This is a genomic window from Nocardia ignorata NBRC 108230, assembly GCF_001612905.1.
In the GTDB taxonomy this organism is placed as follows: domain Bacteria; phylum Actinomycetota; class Actinomycetes; order Mycobacteriales; family Mycobacteriaceae; genus Nocardia; species Nocardia ignorata.
Map to the genome: position 1 here is coordinate 544443 of NZ_BDBI01000002.1, position 15128 is coordinate 559570.

Annotated in this window: 15 protein-coding genes and 1 tRNA gene; 7 read left to right on the forward strand and 9 right to left on the reverse strand. The window is 67.9% G+C overall.

Annotation, left to right across the window (positions count from 1 at the left end):
* Nucleotides 1-19 precede the first annotated feature (19 nt).
* Nucleotides 20-598, forward strand: coding sequence for an aminoacyl-tRNA hydrolase (gene pth, locus NI2_RS02770; RefSeq protein ID WP_067485516.1), 579 nt, complete (start codon nucleotides 20-22; stop codon nucleotides 596-598).
* A 50-nt stretch (nucleotides 599-648) separates the two neighbouring features.
* On the opposite strand, the gene NI2_RS02775 is transcribed toward pth, so the two are convergent.
* The gene (locus NI2_RS02775; RefSeq protein ID WP_067485518.1) at nucleotides 649-2292 is read right to left on the reverse strand and encodes a fatty acyl-AMP ligase; all 1644 of its coding nucleotides are present in this window, start codon (nucleotides 2290-2292) and stop codon (nucleotides 649-651) included.
* A gap of 192 nt (nucleotides 2293-2484) precedes the next feature.
* Complete coding sequence (locus NI2_RS02780) at nucleotides 2485-3666, reverse strand: aminotransferase class V-fold PLP-dependent enzyme (protein ID WP_067485519.1); 1182 nt, start codon at nucleotides 3664-3666, stop codon at nucleotides 2485-2487.
* Nucleotides 3667-3789: 123 nt separating this feature from the next.
* On the opposite strand from NI2_RS02780, the gene egtA reads away from it, so the two are divergent.
* The 4 genes from egtA (at nucleotide 3790) to egtD (ending at nucleotide 8285) form a co-directional block, all read left to right on the forward strand.
* Nucleotides 3790-5067, forward strand: a complete 1278-nt coding sequence (gene egtA, locus NI2_RS02785) for an ergothioneine biosynthesis glutamate--cysteine ligase EgtA (protein WP_067485521.1) — start codon at nucleotides 3790-3792, stop codon at nucleotides 5065-5067.
* 82 nt (nucleotides 5068-5149) lie between these two features.
* The gene (egtB, locus tag NI2_RS02790) at nucleotides 5150-6484 is read left to right on the forward strand and encodes an ergothioneine biosynthesis protein EgtB (protein WP_067485523.1); all 1335 of its coding nucleotides are present in this window, start codon (nucleotides 5150-5152) and stop codon (nucleotides 6482-6484) included.
* Entirely contained in the window at nucleotides 6484-7317 is an 834-nt protein-coding gene (egtC, locus tag NI2_RS02795; protein WP_067485525.1) for an ergothioneine biosynthesis protein EgtC, read from the forward strand. The genes egtB and egtC overlap by 1 nt, the downstream gene beginning before the upstream one ends.
* Nucleotides 7314-8285, forward strand: a complete 972-nt coding sequence (gene egtD / locus NI2_RS02800) for an L-histidine N(alpha)-methyltransferase (protein WP_067485526.1) — start codon at nucleotides 7314-7316, stop codon at nucleotides 8283-8285. The genes egtC and egtD overlap by 4 nt, the downstream gene beginning before the upstream one ends.
* Nucleotides 8286-8354: 69 nt before the next feature.
* Here the strand turns inward: egtD and NI2_RS02805 are convergent, their stop codons facing one another.
* The 6 genes from NI2_RS02805 to NI2_RS02830 form a co-directional block, all read right to left on the reverse strand.
* Nucleotides 8355-8684 (reverse strand): hypothetical protein, encoded by a 330-nt coding sequence (locus NI2_RS02805; RefSeq protein ID WP_174552173.1) that lies wholly within the window; start codon nucleotides 8682-8684, stop codon nucleotides 8355-8357.
* A gap of 55 nt (nucleotides 8685-8739) precedes the next feature.
* Nucleotides 8740-9381 (reverse strand): DUF2461 domain-containing protein, encoded by a 642-nt coding sequence (locus NI2_RS02810; RefSeq protein ID WP_067485527.1) that lies wholly within the window; start codon nucleotides 9379-9381, stop codon nucleotides 8740-8742.
* Between the two features lie 14 nt (nucleotides 9382-9395).
* The gene (locus NI2_RS02815; protein ID WP_133733845.1) at nucleotides 9396-9821 is read right to left on the reverse strand and encodes a hypothetical protein; all 426 of its coding nucleotides are present in this window, start codon (nucleotides 9819-9821) and stop codon (nucleotides 9396-9398) included.
* 225 nt (nucleotides 9822-10046) lie between these two features.
* Entirely contained in the window at nucleotides 10047-11027 is a 981-nt protein-coding gene (locus tag NI2_RS02820) for a ribose-phosphate diphosphokinase (RefSeq protein WP_067485529.1), read from the reverse strand.
* Entirely contained in the window at nucleotides 11024-12514 is a 1491-nt protein-coding gene (glmU, locus tag NI2_RS02825; protein ID WP_067485531.1) for a bifunctional UDP-N-acetylglucosamine diphosphorylase/glucosamine-1-phosphate N-acetyltransferase GlmU, read from the reverse strand. Before glmU ends, NI2_RS02820 begins: the two co-directional genes overlap by 4 nt.
* A 98-nt stretch (nucleotides 12515-12612) precedes the next feature.
* A tRNA-Gln gene (locus NI2_RS02830) sits at nucleotides 12613-12683 on the reverse strand.
* Nucleotides 12684-13025: 342 nt separating this feature from the next.
* Here NI2_RS02830 and NI2_RS02835 point away from each other — a divergent pair.
* Nucleotides 13026-13652, forward strand: a complete 627-nt coding sequence (locus tag NI2_RS02835; RefSeq protein WP_067485532.1) for a TetR/AcrR family transcriptional regulator — start codon at nucleotides 13026-13028, stop codon at nucleotides 13650-13652.
* Nucleotides 13653-13821: 169 nt separating this feature from the next.
* Nucleotides 13822-14469: a TetR family transcriptional regulator gene (locus NI2_RS02840; RefSeq protein ID WP_067485534.1), complete on the forward strand. Its 648-nt coding sequence runs from the start codon at nucleotides 13822-13824 to the stop codon at nucleotides 14467-14469.
* On the opposite strand, the gene NI2_RS02845 is transcribed toward NI2_RS02840, so the two are convergent.
* On the reverse strand, nucleotides 14466-15089 hold the full coding sequence (locus tag NI2_RS02845) for a TIGR03085 family metal-binding protein (protein ID WP_067485536.1): 624 nt from the start codon (nucleotides 15087-15089) through the stop codon (nucleotides 14466-14468). The genes NI2_RS02840 and NI2_RS02845 overlap by 4 nt on opposite strands.
* Nucleotides 15090-15128 lie beyond the last annotated feature (39 nt).

The window sequence follows — 15128 nt, forward strand, 5'->3', positions numbered from 1 at the left end:
ACGCTCCACGGTTCGGCCGATGACCGAATCCTCCGGGCCCGCACTCGTGGTGGGGCTGGGTAACCCCGGCCCCGAATACGAGCGCACCCGCCACAATGTGGGCTTCCTGGTCGCCGACGTGCTCGCCGAGCGCGTCGGCGGCCGTTTTGCCGTGCACAAGAAGTCCGGCGCCGATCTGCTGCAGGCCCGCCTCGACGGCCGCCAGGTTCTCATCGCCAAACCGCGCACCTATATGAATCTGTCCGGGCGTCCGGTGGCGGCGCTGGCGAAGTTCTTCTCGGTGCCCGTCGACCAGGTGATCGTGGTGCACGACGAATTGGATCTGCCGTTCGGGACGATCCGGCTCAAGCAAGGTGGCGGCGAAGGCGGCCACAACGGCCTGCGGTCCATTTCCCAGGCGCTCACCACCAAGGACTACCTGCGCACCCGGATCGGCATCAGCCGTCCGCCTGGTCGTCAGGATCCGGCTGATTATGTGCTCAAGCCGTTCTCGGCCCCCGAACGCAAAGAAGTGCCGGTGATCGTGGAGCAGGCCGCCGATGCGGTGGAGCTGTTGCTGAAGGCCGGTTTGGAAACCGCCCAGAACCAGCTGCACTAGCGAACTTTCGACAACGGGCCCTCCCCGGCTACGGGGAGGGCCCGTCGGCGTCAGCGGAGGTGGGCCGCCGTAGCTGTGCGGCGGAGCTTTCCCGAAGAGGTCTTCGGGAGGGCGCCGGGGCCGAGAATGGCTACGGTGCGGGGGCGGGCGCCTACCTCGGCGAAGACCTCGTGGACTATCTCACGTTCGATGCGTTTCACCTCGTCGGGGACCTGGTAGTCGTTGGATTCGACTACCACGGCGAAGCTTTCGCGTTTCTCGCCCGCGTCGAGGCGCACAGCCACGGCATTGCCGGGACGAACTCCCTGCACGCGCAGGGCGGCGCGTTCGATGTCGGTGGGGTAGATGTTGCGGCCGCCCATGATGATGACGTCCTTCATGCGGCCGCACACCACGATGAGGCCGTCGTCGGTGAAGTAGCCGATGTCGCCGGTGTCGAGCCAGCCGTCGGCGTCCTGGGCGGGACGGAACCCGTCGACGGTGACGTAGCCTGAAGTGACGGCGGGGCCACGCAATTCGATGACGCCCACCGAGCGCACCGGCAGCGGCTGACGCTCGTCGTCGACCACCCGGCCCTCGAGATCGTCGACCAGGTGGCCGAGGGTCGGCAGTTTGCGCGGCGTGCCGTGATGGCCGTCCTCGGCGACGGGCACCGCCTTGCCGACGGCCTCGAGCAGATCCGCGTCGACGATATCGAGCACCATGCCGTGACCGGGATCGGGAATCGACACGGCGAGGGTGGTTTCGGCCATGCCGTAGACGGGGGTGAGGGCGGACGGGTTGAGGCCGAACTGTTTTCCGGCCTCGGCCAGGGCCGTCATGGTTTCGGGGTCGACCGGTTCGGCGCCGTTCCACATGTAGCGCACGCTCGACAGGTCCATGCTGCCCGGTTCGGCCTGCCGCAGTCGGCGCGCCAGCAGCGAATACGCGAAGTTCGGTGCGGCCGTGACGGTCCCGCGATACTTGGCGATGAGTTCGGCCCACAGCAGCGGCCTGGCCAGGAAGTCGAGCGGCGTCACGCACACCACCTCGGCGCCGAACTGCATGGGCACACTGAGGAATCCGACCATGCCCATGTCGTGGAACAGCGGCAGCCAGCTGACCATCACGTCGTCGTCGGTCTGGAACTTGACGCGATTGAACATCGCGTAGGCGTTGACGTAGAAGTTGCCGTGGGTGATGCGCACGGCCTTCGGCGAGCCCGTCGACCCGGAGGTGAGCTGCTGCAGGGCGATATCGGCCTCGGTGGTCGGCACCGGATCGGAGTCGGCGCCCTCGGCCAGGTCCGCCACCCGGACCACGGTGATCCCGCGCTCCCGCAGCACCGGTTCGGCGGCGGCGAACGGCTCGCCGAGCACGACGGCCTTCGCCTCGATCATGTTCAGGACGGTCTCGGTGTCGCGCACCCAGACCGCGAGGTCGGTGCGTGGCGTCGGCTGGTGCAGCATCGTGATCGAGGCGCCACGCATCCAGATCCCTTGGCACACAGGGGCGATGTCGACCGGCAACCCGGCGAGCACACCCACGGCATCGCCGTGCCCGATCCCGGCGGCCGCGAGACCGCCCGCCATCCGCCGCGCCTGGCGATGGATTTCCCCCCAGGTCTGCCGAAGCGGTGCCTCGGGTTCTCCGGTGACCAGCCCACGCGGGCTGGACAGCGCTGTGGCAAACATTTCGTCGGTGAACCTGCTCAACGTCGGACTCCCTTTACGCCAACGATCGGTTACGGCCGTGCTCCCAACAGATCCCGCCCCGTGATTCCGGTGTTAACCCCAATTGCCCCCGGGCACCCCTGTGTGAACACGATAGCCGCTGCCTCCGACTGCTCTGGCCACACCGGGGCAATTGCCTGCCGGAGGCAGCGGGCCGAACGCGTGAACCGCCGGTCAGCGCTGTGTCAGGGTTGCCAAGGTCGCGACGAAACGGTCGAGATCGGAGCGGTTGACGAAGTAGTGCGGTGAGGCGCGCAGGATGGCGGGCAGCGCGCGCTCGGTCATGTCGAGCAGCGCCGAGGTGGCGCGGCTGACGGTGACGGTGACGGCGTGCTCGGCGAGCCGGTCACGCAGCTGATCCGGATCGTGGCCGTCGACGGTGAACGAGACGATGCCGCTGTGCTCGGTCCCCAGATCGCGCACGGTGACGCCGGGCAGGTCGGCCATGGCTTCGCGCAGGTATTCCGCGCCCGCGGCCACCGCCGCGTAGGCCTCGTCGGGGCCGAGTTCGAGCAGGTAATCCACGGCGGCGCCGAGGCCGAGGCGGGCGGCCACATCGCACTCCCAGAACTCGAAGCGCTGGGCGCCGTCGGCGAGGCGGTAGTCGGTGGGGCCGGTCCAGGTGGCGCTGTGCAGGTCGAGGCGGGCGGGTTCCATCGTGTGCGCCAGTTCGTTACGCACGTAAAGGAATCCGGTGCCGCGCGGGCCACGCAACCACTTGCGCCCGGTGGCGGAAAGAGCGTCGACACCGAGTTCGATCACATCGATCGGCAGTTGGCCGATCGATTGGCAGGCATCGAGCAGCACGATCGCACCGGCTTGTTTCGCGATGCGGGTCGCCTCCGCGACCGGGTTCACCAGGCCGCCATTGGTCGGCGCGTGCTGCAGCGAGACCAGGCGGACGCGCTCGTCGAGCATGTTCGCCAGGGCGGCGGTGTCGAGTCGGCCGGTGTCGTCGCTGGGAATGCGCTCGACCACCGCGCCGGTGGCGGCGGCGCGCTGCAGCGCGGCGATGGCATTGCTCGCGTAGTCGGCGCCGGAGATCAGCACGCGGTCGCCGGGGCGCAGCGGCACCGAGTAGGCGAAATCGGCCCATGACCTGGTGGCGCTGTCGCTGAGCGCGATGGTGTCGGGGGTGGCGCCGATCAGGGTGGCGATGGAGGTCTTCACGGCGGCGAGGTCGTCGAATCGTTCGTTTGCCGCACGGTAGCCACCGATGTCGGCTTCGCGACGGAGATGGGCGATCACGGTGTCGGTGACGATGCGCGGCGGCAGGGACGAGCCCGCGCTGTCGAGGAAGACCTTGCCGTCGGCAAGGCCCGGGGTGGCGGCGGTAATGGCGGCGAAATCCAGCATGGCGACGACCCTAACGCCGATCGGTGTTCGGCTTCTCGACACTTTTTCTGTCGGTGGCCCTCGCTACCCTGGAATGAACGACATGCGCCGAGCCCCGGCGGCGCTCACCACGTGGAGGTTGGCATGGCGGTCACCCTGGAACGTTCCTCCTGGCCGGATTCCGCCTGCGACCAGGGCGAATTGTCGTCGCGGGCGGCGGCTGAGGCCTATGTGGGCGGGGTCTGTTTCAAGCTCGGGCCACCCACGCTGATCGGTGCCGAACTCGAATGGCTCACCGCCGGACCCACCGGCGCCCGACCCTCGCTCGACCAGCTCTGCTCGGCCCTCGGGCCACATGCTCCGACCTCCCTCGCCCCTGCCTCACCCGCGCTTCCCCTGCCCGGTGGAAGCGCGGTGACCATCGAACCCGGTGGTCAGATCGAACTCTCCAGCGCACCTTTCGCCGATCCGGCGGAGCTCACGCGGAATCTGCGGGCAGATGCGGCCCGTTTGCGGGACTTGCTCGCCACCAGGGAAATCACCGTCACCGCCGCGTCCGCTGACGCGCACCGTCCGGCTGAGCGGCTCCTTCGCTTGCCCCGATACGCGGCGATGGAACGCGCGTTCGCCGGCATCGGCCCCTTCGGCGGCCTGATGATGTGCAATACCGCCGCCACCCAGGTCAGCGTCGACGCGGGCGCCGACCCGGCCGAGGTGCGCGCCCGCTGGACCGCGCTCTACGTGCTCGGGCCCGCGCTGATCGCGGCGTTCGCCTGCTCGCCCACCTTGCACGGAATACCGTGCGGGGAGTGGGTTTCCCAGCGTATGCGCACTTGGTTGCGCCTCGACCCGGCCCGGACCAGGCCGCCGGTATCCGACTGGGCCGACCCGATCACCGCCTACGCGCGCTGGGCGCTCGACGTTCCACTGCTGTGCGTGCGCTGCACCGAACCCGACGCCGACTGGTCGCCCCCGCCCGGTGCGACCTTCGCCGACTGGCTCTCGGGCGCACTCGACGACGAGGTCGGCCGCCGCCCCACCCGCGCGGACCTCGACTATCACCTCACCACCCTGTTTCCGCCGGTTCGGGCCTCGGGACACCTCGAGGTGCGCTATCTCGACACCCAGCCGGGCGATACCTGGACCACCCCGATCCACCTGTTCGACGCCCTGCTCTCGACACCCGAGGTGGTCGCCGAGGCAACAGCTCTCGCGGCCCCGGTCGCGGGGGAGTGGACCACAGCGGCGCGCCACGGGCTGCTCGACCCGCAGATGCGCCAGGTGGTGGTGGACGTGCTCGAACTGGCGGCACAGCATGCCAGAACACCCGCCGCTGCACAGGAATTGGCCGACGCGGCGCGTCGATGTCGCTTGGCACTCAGCCCCTCGGACCAGCTGGAGAGCTCGGAGGGTTCGCGATGAATCGACGCCGCGCGCCCGATGGCCCGACCCCGCTTGCCGCTGTGAAGATCCCTGTCGCCCAGCCTCACTCGGAGATCCGCTCGTGACACTTTCCGCACCCGCCGACCATGCCGACCGCGAACGCACGCGAGCCAGGATCGCCGAGGTGCTCGCTCGTGCCCGCCGCCGCACCGCCGTACTCACCGACAGCGTCGACGAGGCCGACCTCGTCGCGCAGCATTCACCGCTGATGTCGCCACTGGTCTGGGATCTGGCCCATATCGGCAACCAGGAGGAGCTCTGGCTGGTGCGCGATGTCGGTGGCCGGGAACCGGTGCGCAGCGATATCGACGAACTGTACGACGCCTTCAAGCACGCCAGGGCGAACCGGCCCGCGCTGCCGCTGCTGAATCCCGAGCAGGCGCGTGGCTATGTGGGCACCGTGCGCGAGAAGGTCTTCGACGTTCTCGAATCCAGTCCGCTGCTCGGGAACCCGCTGGTGGACAATGGTTTCGCGTTCGGGATGATCGCTCAGCACGAACAGCAACACGACGAAACCATGCTGGCCACTCACCAGTTGCGCCTGAGCGCACCGGTGCTGTCGGCGCCACCCGCGCCGTCCGCGCGGGTTCCGATCGGCGGTGAAGTAGTTGTTCCCGCAGGCGAGTTCATGATGGGTACGTCAGCCGATCCGTGGGCGCTGGACAATGAACGGCCCGCGCATCCGGTGTATGTCGAGGGTTTCGCCATCGATGTCGCCCCGGTGACCAACGAGCAGTACCTGGCGTTCATCGACGACGGCGGCTACGAGCGCCGTGAGCTGTGGTCGGAGCGCGGGTGGGCGCACCGGCAGGAGGCGGGGCTCGTGGCGCCGCAGTTCTGGGAGCGCGAGGGGAATCAGTGGTCCCGAAGGGTTTTCGGGGTGCGTACCGCGCTGCGGCCGCGTCAGCCGGTGGTGCATGTGTGCTGGTTCGAGGCCGAAGCCTATGCGACGTGGGCGGGTAAGCGGTTGCCCACCGAGGCGGAATGGGAGAAGGCGGCGCGGTTCGACCCGGCCACCGGTGCGTCGCGGCGTTATCCGTGGGGCGAGGACGAGCCGAGCGAGCGCACCGCCAACCTGGGTCAGCGTCATCTGGAACCGGCCGAGGTCGGCGCGTATCCGGCCGGTGCGTCGGCAACCGGGGTGCACCAGCTGATCGGTGACGTCTGGGAGTGGTGTTCCTCCGGCTTCGAGGCCTACCCAGGGTTCCGTGCGTTTCCGTACCGCGAATACTCGGAGGTCTTCTTCGGTGGGGACTACCGGATCCTGCGCGGCGGTTCGTTCGGCACCGACGAGGTGGCCTGCCGCGGCACCTTCCGCAACTGGGACCACCCCATCCGCAGGCAGATCTTCGCCGGGTTCCGGCTGGCCCGCGACCTGCGCGAGGACGAACGCTGATGTGCAGACACCTCGGCTATGTCGGCCCACCGGTCGCGGTCGGTGAATTGGTGTTGCGCGGCTCGCACTCGCTCTACGCCCAGTCCTGGGCGCCGCTCGACATGCGTGCCGGTGGCACCGTCAACGCCGACGGTTTCGGCGTCGCCTGGTGGCGCCGCGCCGAGGTCGGCATGGACGGTGCCCGCGACGCGGTGACCCGCTACCGCAATCCCGCCCCCATCTGGACCGATCCGGCTGTCGCCGAGGTCCTCGGGCAGCTCGAGTCCCGAGCGGTGCTCGCGGCCGTCCGCTCGGCCACCGTCGGCATGCCGATCGAACGCTCCGCCTGCGCCCCCTTCACCGACGACCACTGGGCCTTCAGCCACAACGGTGTCGTGCAGGAGTGGCGAACCACCCTGCCCGCCGTCCTCACCGACTTGGCGCCGCTTCTCGACCCGTCCGCCACGGCCTCGATGTTCCTGCACGCCGAGGCACTCACCGACGCGGCGGCACTGTGGGTCGTGCTGCGCGCCCTGCTCGCCGCCATCGACCCCGACGGTCCGGTCAGCTCGCCGGCCGACGCGCTGCGATTACTGGTGACCACCGTGCTGCGTCATCAGCCCAACGCCCGCGTGAATCTGTTGCTCGGCAATGGTTCCGAACTCTGGGCCACCACCTGCTGGCATGCCTTGTCGGTGCTGGTCACCGACGACTACGCCGTGCTGTCCTCGGAACCGTACGACGACGATCCACGGTGGCGACCGATCGCGGATCGTCAGCTGGTGACCGCCTCGCCCGGCCACTGCACCATCACCGCTCTGGAATCCCCCGCCACCGAAAGGGTCCGTTCATGACCGCGCCGCTGCTGGACATCCACCTCACCGACGCCGATCTCACCGAGGCCCTGCGAGCCGACGCCCGCGCCGGACTCACCGCCGACCCGAAGTCGTTGCCGCCCAAGTGGTTCTACGATGCGCGCGGCAGCGAATTGTTCGAGGCGATCACCGAGCTGCCCGAGTACTACCCCACCCGCACCGAGCGGGCGCTGCTGCGCGATGTGGTCGACGAGATCGCGGCCGCCGCTCGTGCCGACGTACTGGTGGAACTCGGCGCGGGTTCGGCGGCCAAGACCCGGCTACTCCTCGACGCGCTCACGTCCACGGGTTCGCTGAAAACCTATGTGCCACAGGATGTTTCCGCTTCAGCCCTACGCGGTGCGGCAACCGAATTGGCGGCCGAGTACCCGAATCTGTCCGTGCACGGTGTGGTCAGCGATTTCACCGACACCCTGCACAACCTGCCGAGGGGTGGGCGCCGGATGATCGCCTTCCTCGGCGGAACCATCGGTAACCTGGTGCCCGCCGAGCGCGCCGAATTCCTGGCCGGCATCAACGAGGTTCTCGAACCCGGGGAACTGTTGCTGCTCGGCGCGGGCCTCGTGGTCGCCCCCGAGATCGTCGTTCCCGCTTACGACGACGCCGCGGGTGTCACCGCCGAGTTCAACCGCAATGTCCTGCACGTCCTCAACAACCGGCTGTCCGCCGATTTCGAGCCGGACAAGTTCGAGCATGTGGCGCTCTGGGATCCCACGAACGAGTGGATCGAAATGCGCCTGCGCGCCACCGAAGCCATGACCGCGACCGTCGCCGATCTGGGCCTCACCGTCGACTTCGCGGCGGGCGAGGAGATGCGCACCGAGATCTCGGCCAAGTTCCGTCCCGAAGCCCTCAGCGCCGAACTCGACGGCGCGGGCTTCACCCCCACCCACACCTGGACCGACCCCGAGAACCGCTTCGCCCTCGTCCTGGCCGAGCGTCGTTGACCGCGGCTACGACGGAACTGTCGCGGTCGGCAAGATGTCGACCGTGCCGGTCGTCAGGGCGTGGCGACTCTAGAGGTCGAGTTCGTCGGCGACCCCTTCGCCGCTGATCAGGTTCTCGTCCCCGTCGAGGTCGGCGTTGTCGAGGGAGTCCTCGTCGAAAGCGCGGACGGCGACCTCTTCGGCGGGGCGCTCGTCTTCTTCCATCTCCTCGTGGCGCTCGCCGCTCTCGGTCCACTCTTCCGACAGTTCCTCGCCGATGCCGAGGAAGCCGTCGGCGTCGGCTTCGCGGTTGCGGATCACGTAGTCCGCGGGCGGGTCTTCGATATTGCGTTCGTATTCGATGATGTCGTCGGCCTGATCGTCGTCGCCCATGTCCATGTCCAGCGGTTCACGGCTCATGGTGCCAGTATCGGCCTGTGCGCCGACCGGTGCCAGGAAGGCACGCCCGCGCGGATCAGTCGACGCCTTCGAGGACGGCGGCCAGCCATTCGATGAGCGGACGTAGCTCGTTCCAGGCCCGCCGGACCTCGGTGACGCCTGCGGGGGTCTCGATCCAGTCGGGTGCCCCGTAGTCGCGGCGAACGATCAGCGACTTGTGCCGGAGCAGCCCGATACGCGGATGGTCGGCGGGGTAGCCCTTGGGGCGGGTCTTGAGCTGTTCGCCGCCGAGGTCGTAACCGGCGGCCGTGATCGCGGCCAGGATGCCCTCCAGCTCGCGGCCGCGCACGTCGTCGTCGATGGTGGCGCGCAGGACGGCCAGGGCGCTCGGCGCGGGCCGGAAACAGCCGCCGCCGACGGCCAGCCCGGCCGCGCTGATCTGCACGTACCAGCCCACACCCGGGGAGAGGTGGACCACCGCACCCTGATGAGTCTTGTAGGGCGTCTTGTCGGCGGAGAAGCGCACGTCACGGTAGGGCCGGAACACTCTGGCGTCCCCGAATTCGGCCGCCAGCTCGGCGGTGAGCGCGACCATCGGCGCCCGCACCGCCTCGTCGTAGGTGTGCTTGTGCGCGGTCCAGAAGGCCTTGGAGTTGTCGGCCTCGAGATCCTCGTAGAAGTCCAGGCCGGCCAGGGGGAAACCGGTGAAAGCGTTCATCGTGCGTGTGGTTCTCAGTTCTGTGACGGGATGATGTCGGCGTCGAAGAAGAACACCCGGATCGCCAGCCCCGCGAGCAATGCGAACAGCGCCGCCACGGCCGACCAGTTGCCGAGCGGTTCACCTTTCTTGCTCCCGTACAGCCCCGCCGCGATCCCGAGCACACCGAAGATGATCGGGAAGAACAGCAGGGCGATCACGGCGAACACGAACGCCGATGTCGACCAGGTTTTACCCGCGGGCGCCTCGCCATCACCGTCGGAGTCGTCGACCGGTAATCCACCGTAGGACACCTCGGGCCTACCGGGATACTTGGCCTCGTGCGCGCCATGCGATGGCTCGGCCGGCTCGTCCGACAGCGAATACGACACCTCGGGCCGCTCCGGCTTGGCATGCCGAGGCCGATACTCGCCCTCTCCGGATTCCTGCGGTGTGCTCATCGAGACCTCCCAGGTCGGGCTATCGTCGGGCTACCGTTCCCAGTATCGCCCAACGACGGCCCGTACCAGCACCGACGAGCCTGGCCGGGCTCTCGAAAGAACCCACAGATCGCGCAGGTACATGGGTAACTCACCGGGTACGAGCTAACCCACCCACATCACAAAAGCTTGCCGCGTCCCAACTCACCCCGCGCCTGAGTCTGGCCAAAAGACGCGGGGAGGCGGTCAAGCGTTGCCGTTGAACAGGCCCGTCACCGAGCCGTTTTCGAAGACCTCGCGAATGGTGCGGGCCAGCAGCGGCGCGATCGACAGCACCGTCAGCGTCGGGAACTTCTTCTCCTCGCTGATCGGCAGGGTGTTGGTGATGACCACTTCCTTGGCACCGCACGCGGCGAGGCGCTCGGCGGCCGGGTCGCTGAGCACACCGTGGGTGGCCGCGATGATGACATCGCCCGCACCGGCTTCCTTGAGCACCTTCACCGCGCCGGCGATGGTGCCACCGGTGTCGATCATGTCGTCGATCAGCACGCAGGTGCGGCCTTCGACGTCACCGACGACGCGGTTGGACTTCACCTGGTTGGGGACCAGCGGGTCGCGGGTCTTGTGGATGAACGACAGCGGGGTGCCACCGAGCGCGTCGGCCCACTTCTCGGCGACCTTCACGCGACCGGCGTCGGGGGAGACCACGGCCAGGTTGTCGGTGGAGTAGTTGGTGCGGATGTAGTCCGACAGCTGCACCAGCGCGTGCATGTGATCGACGGGGCCGTCGAAGAAGCCCTGGATCTGGTCGGTGTGCAGGTCGACGCTGATGATGCGGTCGGCACCGGCGGTCTTGAGCAGGTCGGCGACCAGGCGGGCGGAGATGGGCTCACGGCCGCGGTGCTTCTTGTCCTGGCGGGCGTAGGGGTAGAACGGCAGCACAGCGGTGATCCGCTTGGCCGAACCGCGCTTGAGCGCGTCGATCATGATGAGCTGTTCCATCAGCCACTGGTTCAGCGGGGCCGGGAAGCTCTGCAGCACGAAGGCGTCGGAACCGCGCACCGACTCCTCGAACCGGACGAAGATCTCACCGTTGGCGAACTCACGCGCGGTCTGCGGGGTGATGTCGACATCGAGTTCCTTGGCGACCTGCTCGGCAAGCTCAGGATGTGACCGGCCGGCGAAGAGCATCAAGTTCTTCTGATTGTCGATCGAGAACGCGGTCACTGCTGGTTGCCATCCTTTTGCTCGATTGCCTTGTTCGACGTCTCGTCTGCCGCGATGGCTTCCGCCGCCGCGCGTGCCGCAGCGGTTCCGGGACGGTAGCGCTGCACCCAGTTCTCAATGGTGCGCTGTGGCCCACCCGACACGGCAAGTGCCCCGGGTGGAACGCTCCTGCGCAGTACAGTACCCGCACCCGTATAGGCGCCGTCACCCACGGTTACCGGAGCGATGAACATGGTGTCGCTGCCGGTCCGCACATGGGAACCGACCACAGTGTGGTGCTTGTTCACCCCGTCGTAGTTCACGAAAACACTGGACGCGCCGATGTTGCTGTACTCGCCGATCGTCGCGTCACCGACGTAGGTGAGGTGCGGAACCTTGGAGTGCGCGCCGACCGTCGCGTTCTTGGTCTCGACGAACGCGCCGAGCTTGCCGTGCTCGCCGAGCACGGTGCCGGGGCGCAGGTAACTGAACGGTCCGACGTTGGCGTTCTCGCCGATCTCGGCCTGCTCGCCGTGGGTGCGCACCACCTTGGCGCCCGCGCCGACGATCACATCGGTGAGCGTGGTGTCGGGCCCGATCTCGGCGTCCTCCCCGATGTGGGTCTCGCCGAACAGCTGGGTTCCGGGGCGCAGGACCGCGTCGCGCCCGATCCGCACACTCGCGTCGACCCAGGTGGTGGCCGGATCGATGACGGTGACGCCCGCGCGCATGTGCCGCTCGAGGATGTACCGGTTGAGCGTGGCACCGGCCTGCGACAACTGCACCCGGTCGTTGACCCCGGTGACCTTGTTCGAATCGACCAGTCGCGCGCCGTGCACGGGATGCCCGGCCTCGCGGGCCAGCCGCAGCACGTCGGTGAGGTAGAGCTCGTGCTGGGCATTGGCCGTGGACAGCCGCCCGATCATGGTGCGCAGCACGGCGGCGTCGAAGGCGTAGACGCCGGAATTGACCTCTTTGATCTTGGCCTGGGCCGGGGTCGCGTCGGCGTGCTCGACGATCTCGGCGACCTGACCGTCCTCGTCGCGCACGATCCGGCCGTAACCGTTGGGATCGTCGGGGACGAAGGTGAGCACGGTGACGGCCGGTCGTTCGGCGTAGCTGCGGTGCTCGTCGAGCAGGGCGCCGAGGGTGTGCCCGTCGAGCAGCGGCACATCGGCGGAGGTGACCAGCAGGTCACCGGTGAAATCGGCGGGCACGGCCTCGAGCGCGCACTGCACGGCGTGGCCGGTGCCGAGCTGCTGTTCCTGTACCGCACAGACGATTTCGCGTCCGAGTTCCTTGCCGACCTCGGCGACGGCGGCGCCGACCTTGTCGCGGTCGTGCCCGACGACGGTGATCAGATGGGTGGGGTCGATCTCCGCCGCGGCGTGCAGCGCGTGCGAGAGCATCGAGCGTCCCGCGAGCGGATGCAGCACTTTCGGAGTCTTCGACCGCATTCGCGTCCCAGCCCCGGCTGCGAGAACGACGACGGCGGTCTGCGGTGGCATGGATCTCCCTCGGCTGCCGGTCAGCGAGTGTGCTGTGGCGGGTTCGGTCGGTCGGTGATGGGGTGCGGGCCGACGATACGTCACTGTGCCCGTGTGTGCTCCGCCGCCAGGACTCGAACCTGAACTATCTGAACCAAAATCAGAGGTGCTGCCATTACACTACGGCGGATCGCCACACCAGTGGGCTGTCAGAGCCCACCACTGTGCTACGGCACGGCCATGATCCTCGCATAGCAGTCCGCCTCTCCGCGAATTTTGGCTTGCCCGCCACTCCGCGAATTTTGGCCGGACTCAGGTGCGGGGAGAGTCGGAAACGCGGCTAGCGTGCGGAAGTGCCCTGGTCAGCCGGTACCCGACGAGTTACCCATGTGCTCGCGAGATCAGTCGTCGGCAGGGTGGGGACGTGATGGCGTCGTGCGGTCTGAGACAGTTGGGGGTGGTGGGTCCGGCAGGTGGTGGAGAGGCAGGGAAGTTGTCTTCTAGTGATCCGGGGCGCGTTTCCAGACCGAGGATGACCGGTACGCAGCGGCGCCAGCAGTTGATCGAGATCGGTCGCGCGTTGTTCGCGGAGCGGGGCTACGACGCCACATCGATCGAGGAGATCGCGCAGCGTGCGCAGGTGTCCAAGCCGGTGGTCTACGAGCATTTCGGGGGTAAGGAAGGGCTCTACGCGGTGGTCGTCGACCGCGAGATGTCGATGCTGCTCGACATGGTCACCTCCTCGCTCACCCAGAACCGGTCGCGGTTGCGGCTCGAGCAGGTGGCGCTGGCGCTGCTCACCTACATCGAGGAACGCACCGACGGGTTCCGCATCCTGGTGCGCGACCAACCGGCCCCCAACGCCGACGGCCGGTACTCGAGCCTGCTCAACGAGGCCGTCAACCAGGTGGCGCACATCCTGGCGGGCGACTTCGGCCGCCGCGATCTCGACACCAGCCTGGCCCCGCTCTACGCCCAGGCACTCGTCGGCATGGTGTCCACGGCGGCCACCTGGTGGCTCGACGAGCGCACCCCGCCGAAGGAAGTGGTCGCGGCGCATCTGGTGAACCTGTGCTGGAACGGTTTGAGTCACTTGGAAGCCGAACCGGGTCTCAGCTCCGAATGGAATACGAACATCGCGGGGCCCAAGCCGGGGTAACCGGTCGATAGCGCCCGTGCCGGAAGCGAATCCAGGATTCGGGTGCCCCCGAAGGGTCTGGTGGTACGGTTCACCCATCCTTTTGGGTGCTGCCGGGCGGTATGTCGATCAACTTCGGGATGTCGGTCTACTTCAGGATGGCTGGATTATTGGATGACAGGCGGATCTGATGGCTAGGCAAGCGCGCGCGGAGATCACCCGCGACTCCGTCCTTGCTGGCGCTGCCGATGTCTTTCTCCGTTTGGGCTACGCCAACGCGAGCCTCAGCGAAATCATCGCGCAGTCCAATGTGACCAAGGGCGCCTTGTACTTTCACTTCGGCTCCAAGGAGGAGCTGGCACGGGCGGTGGTCGATCAGGGCAACGAACGGCTCATCGGGTCGTGTCAGGGTTTCTTCGATTCCCGGGTGCCCGCGCTCGAGGCGTGCATCGGCATCACCTATGTGGTCGCCGATCTGTCGATGAACGATCCGATGGTCGGTGCGATGCTCAAGCTCACCCACCAGATCGGTGACTATCGCGGCGCCCAGGGCGACAACATCGCCAAGACCTGGGGTGAGACGTACCGGGTGCTGTCGGAGCGCGCGATCTCCCAGGGCGACCTGCTCGCCGATCTCGACGCCGAGGTGGTCGGGCTGTTGCTGCAGGAACTCACCGCGGGCGTGCACATCGTCGCGGTGGGCACCGAGTCGATGGACCAGATGGCCACCCGGATGGAACGGGCCTGGTATTTCCTGCTGCCCTCGATCGTTCCGCCCGAGAAGCTGTCGTATTTCCGGGAGTTCGCGGCGCGCCGGTTGCGCCGCTACGTGGTCTAGACGCTGCGGTCGGTGGCGAGCACGGCCCGCACGTCGGCGTCGGGTCCGCTCGCCTCGATCCGCACCTCGTCGCGACCGAAGGCGTGCAGCAGCAGTTCCGAGGGCTGGCCGGTGAGCACGACCGCGTCGCCGGTGCCCGCGTGCGCGGTGATCCGGTCACCGCCCGGAGTTGCAAGCACCAGCGGCGCGGGTGACTTGCGGTAGTTCGCCCGGGCGATCGCTCGCAGCGCCCGCCACAGTCGCTGCTCGTCGGCATCGTCCAATTGCCTTGGCTCCCAACCTGGTTCGCCGCGGCGGATGTCTTCGTGGTGGATGAACATCTCGGTCAGGTTCACCACCGCGTCGACCGGGCGCAGTGGTGACCACAGCGGTGGCCCGGTGCGGATCTGCTCGGCGAGCACCGGGAACGGGCGCTGCCGGATCTTGGCCTGTTGTCTGTCTAGGTAGCCCGCCATCGGCTTCAGGAGGATGCCGAGCGCGGCGTCGGGCCTGCGCTCGCGCACCACCAGATGGGCGGCGAGGTCGTAGACGGTCCAGGTGCCACACAGCGTCGGCGCTTCGGCACCCGCCGCGAGTGCCGACCGAACAAGGGCGTGGCGTTCACGTTGAGCCAGACTCACACCTGCGACCCTACGCCGGGTGGCCGGTGCCTCGCCCAG